Annotated in this window: 5 protein-coding genes; 3 read left to right on the plus strand and 2 right to left on the minus strand. The window is 67.3% G+C overall.

Going from position 1 to position 3,538, the window contains the following annotated elements; translation table 11 throughout:
• Window positions 1–235: hypothetical protein (locus V9U69_RS19150; RefSeq protein WP_337063498.1), on the plus strand; the 235-nt coding region annotated here is incomplete at its 5' end.
• 213 nt (window positions 236–448) lie between these two features.
• Here V9U69_RS19150 and V9U69_RS19155 read toward each other — a convergent pair.
• Together V9U69_RS19155 and V9U69_RS19160 are read right to left on the minus strand one after the other, a co-directional pair.
• Window positions 449–841 (minus strand): hypothetical protein, encoded by a 393-nt coding sequence (locus V9U69_RS19155; RefSeq protein ID WP_337063499.1) that lies wholly within the window; start codon window positions 839–841, stop codon window positions 449–451.
• 31 nt (window positions 842–872) lie between these two features.
• Window positions 873–1,679: a transposase family protein gene (locus V9U69_RS19160; protein ID WP_337063500.1), complete on the minus strand. Its 807-nt coding sequence runs from the start codon at window positions 1,677–1,679 to the stop codon at window positions 873–875.
• 631 nt (window positions 1,680–2,310) lie between these two features.
• On the opposite strand from V9U69_RS19160, the gene V9U69_RS19165 reads away from it, so the two are divergent.
• Window positions 2,311–3,087 carry a hypothetical protein gene (locus V9U69_RS19165; protein ID WP_337063501.1) on the plus strand — a complete coding sequence of 259 codons (777 nt, stop codon included), beginning with the start codon at window positions 2,311–2,313 and terminating at the stop codon, window positions 3,085–3,087.
• Window positions 3,088–3,190: 103 nt separating this feature from the next.
• The gene (locus tag V9U69_RS19170) at window positions 3,191–3,388 is read left to right on the plus strand and encodes a hypothetical protein (RefSeq protein ID WP_337063502.1); all 198 of its coding nucleotides are present in this window, start codon (window positions 3,191–3,193) and stop codon (window positions 3,386–3,388) included.
• Window positions 3,389–3,538: the final 150 nt, after the last annotated feature.

Raw genomic sequence — 3,538 nt, forward strand, 5'->3', positions numbered from 1 at the left:
TGCTGTACCGGTGGCGACCGCGGACCTGGTTCTGGTGGGTGGACTGCTCGCGCTGTTCGTCGTGGTCCTGACCACCACGGCGGTGCGGGCGCTGCGCCGGCACGGGCGGCAGCGGCCCACCGTCCGCGACGACACCCTGCGCGCGGGCCGGGACGCGGAGGTGGACGGCTCCGCGGCGGCGCTGCGCGCCATGGGCACCAACGCCTGGATGCGCCCCGGCGGCGGCGGGTTCTAGGGTCGCCGGCGCGGCGACGAGCCGCTGCACGTCCTCGCGGATCCGGCGGGGCACCCCTTCCGCCCCCACGCCCACCCCGACGGGCCGACCGACTGACCGGTACCCGTCACCGGTCGGGCTCCGCGGTCCTGCCGATGTCGTGGCGTTGCCCTGCTCACCGAGCGGTAGGCACTGCGTCGGCGTCGACGGCCCGCGTCCCGGTACCGCCAGGTGTCAGCGGCGCTTCGCCGTGTCGGCCAGCACCGACCGCGCAGCTCGATCGGCCCGGCGGTACGCCAGCACCAGGAACACCATCAGCAGCACCGTCCCGCCGATCCCGGCAGCACTGCTGACCACCTCAGCCGCGCTGGCGGGCGCGAGCGTGACGCCGAGCACACCGACTGGGAAGACCACCAGCGAGGAGCCCGATCCCAGCCGGGACAGCGGCCAGGACGCCGCGTGTCCTGCCTGCCACGCGGCCGCTGAGGCGGTGGTGTTCCCCGAGCGCATCCCGATCCACGCGTTGGGCCCCAGCCGAGCCATGCGCGCTGGGCGCAGCTGCCACCCGGTGTACAGCGACAGCAGCGCCAGCACCAGCAAGGGCACCGCGTGCGGCCAACTGCTCACGCGCTCCACCGTACTCACCACTGAGGCTTTGTCAGTAGCGGTTCTCCAGCCAGCTCAGGACCGAGGCCGTGGCGACGATCGCGGTGATGCGCCACGGGCACAGGCTGACGCGGCGTAGCGCCCGCCAGCGCGTCTTGAGGTGGGCGATACCGTGCTCGACGAAGGCGCGTTCGGCGTTGACGTAGGAGTTCCAGCCCCGTGTGCTGCGGTCGAGAACCTGCCCGCCCTTGGGGCGCCGGACCGGCACTCGGATGCCGGCCCCGGCGCCGGTGTAGGCCTTGTCGGCCAGGGTGGGGACGCCGTGACGAGCCGCGCGATAAAGCGCCGGCAGGGCGTGGATACGCGCTGCGGTCAGGTCGTGGGTGTAGCCCGGCTCGACGGGTGAGACCCACAACGGCCGCCCGTCGGGGTCGGTGAGGACCTGGACGAGCCCGCCGTGGTGGCGGTGCTTTCCGGAGTACCAACGATCCCGCTGACCAGTCCGGTCGTAGACGCGGTCGGTCTCGATGAGGGTGCCGTCCAGCAGCAAGTGCTCCGTTCCTGCACTGACCGCCTCCGCGACGACCTCGGGCAGCTCGGGTGCCTGGGCGGCGAGCACGTCGAGAGCTTCATGCAGGTATCGGTAGGCGCTGGAGAGGCTGACGGTGTTGTCGCGGGCCAGGTCAGCGACCGCGGCGCGCTGGCGCATGAACCGCAGCAGCAGGACCGCTTGGGCGAAGCAGCCCAGCACTCGACGTCCGCGGCGGGTGCCGATACGGGCGCGGTAGGCGAACAGCAGCCGGGCAACGGCCTGGGCGAGGCTGCGGGAGACGTCGAGGCTGGCACGATAGGAGAGCACGTAGGGTCCTGACGGGCATGGCGGTTGAGCTTGGTCGCCACCATCGTGACCGGCCAGGCCCTACGTGCCCCAACGCCTTCGATTGCGGGACGCAGCGGTCACTCACACCGTTACTGACAAAGGCCCACTGCTCGTCAGCAGGATGGAAAAAGCTCATTGAGAGGGCAACATTCGAACCAATTTCTGGTTCACGCGCAAGACCCCTCACCAGGCCCCGTCCACCAGTACCTCATCCCCATCACGACGTCGTCACGGGTGAACCGCGGAGCACCCGCCGCCACCATCTCCTCCCCTAACGCTTGCAGCATTGTCATCTTGGACCGCAGCTCTTCCAACCAGGCACGGTACGCCCGCGCAGGGATAACCGTTGCGGGCTTGCCTCGCCACCTTCACTAGGATCGCGTTGATTTACCACCGTCGGAGCCAGCAGCGAGCACGCGGTGCCTGACGCCCATCGATTCCGAGCACTCCTGCGTACCGCCCATGCGGCGTGAGCGCTCGTACCGACGAGACTCACCTGACGCGAGCAACCCCGTCCCTCTCATCACTGACACCCCGCTGTTTCCCCCAAGACCTCACCGACCTGCCATAGCATCTGCCCTGCAGACCCACACGGAGCAACAGGAGCACGATGAGCAGCAACGGCGGCGCTGGTAGTAGCGGCGGAAGTAGTGGTGGAGGCAGTGGGCCCGCCGGCGGTTCAGGCTCGAGTGATTCTCGCTGGACACGAGCTACCACCGTCATGACGTGTCTGGCGGCTCTTTTTGGGTTAGGCACCGCGGGATTGGGGTTGTTTGCGAACCAAGTATCGGATGATCGAAATGAAGTGCAGGTTGCAGCCACCGATCTGCGCGGTCAGGTGGATGCCCTATCCCAAAACGTTAAAGATCTGGGGGCCGAACGCGACGGACTACAAGCTCAGCTTGGCGCGGCCGAGGATCGGATTGACCAATTGAATAACGCTCTGGCAGCAGCCGGCGCAAAGCCCCCCACTCAGACCGATGGCGATCAAGTTGTTGTCAGACGCGAAGGTCAGCTGGCTTTCGTGAGCGGCGTGACCGACTGGACTGACTTGGACGACGCGCGCGATCCACAGTGGGGCCGGAATAGCGATTCAGTGGGAAACGAGAAGGGCGACCTCCAGAATTACGCTCCTGACGAGACCTCCCGGCTCCAAATTGGCCGTAATGCAAAGATTGCCCCGCAGGGCTATACCGAGCAGGCGACTTATGAGCAATGCCGCACGAACACCACATATGTAACTGGATTTGTATCAATCACATCAGCTGAGGTCGGCCGAGTGTACTGCTTCTACACTTCGGAAGGTAGGTACGCTTCGGGCGTCATAACAGAAATGAATAGTAGTCGCCTGGTGTTTGACATGAGAGTTTATGAGCCGACTAGCTAGTAACCGGCCTCATTGAGCCTTTGTCAGTAGTGGTTGGTCGCTACTGACGAAGGCTCACTGTGCCGGGCACCCGGAACGCCGGCCACACCGCAGGCAGGACACGGTGCGCGCACGACCGGCGACGTGGGACGGCGCCCCGTTGAGCGCGGTGCTCGTCTTCGTCGTGGTGGCCGTCGCAGCCAGTCAGGTCGATGCTGTGCGCGATGTTGCCGCCCTCTGGTGGGGTGTGGGCCTGCTGCTGCTCCGGGTGGCCGCTCCCCTCGCCGCCGGTCACCGGCGGCGCCGGCGCGCCCAGCAGTGACCCTGCGAGGTGGGCGGCCCGTCGTCTCGCCGACCAGCCGGGTAGGGCCAACCCGTCGCGGACGGCGGTACGCGACTTCACGGTCATCCCGCGCAGACATCGCGCGGTCCTGCTTGATATGTGGGTGATCGGGGGCCAGTCTCCGGTCTG

It is taken from the genome of Kineococcus sp. G2 (assembly GCF_037154035.1).
GTDB lineage: Bacteria > Actinomycetota > Actinomycetes > Actinomycetales > Kineococcaceae > Kineococcus.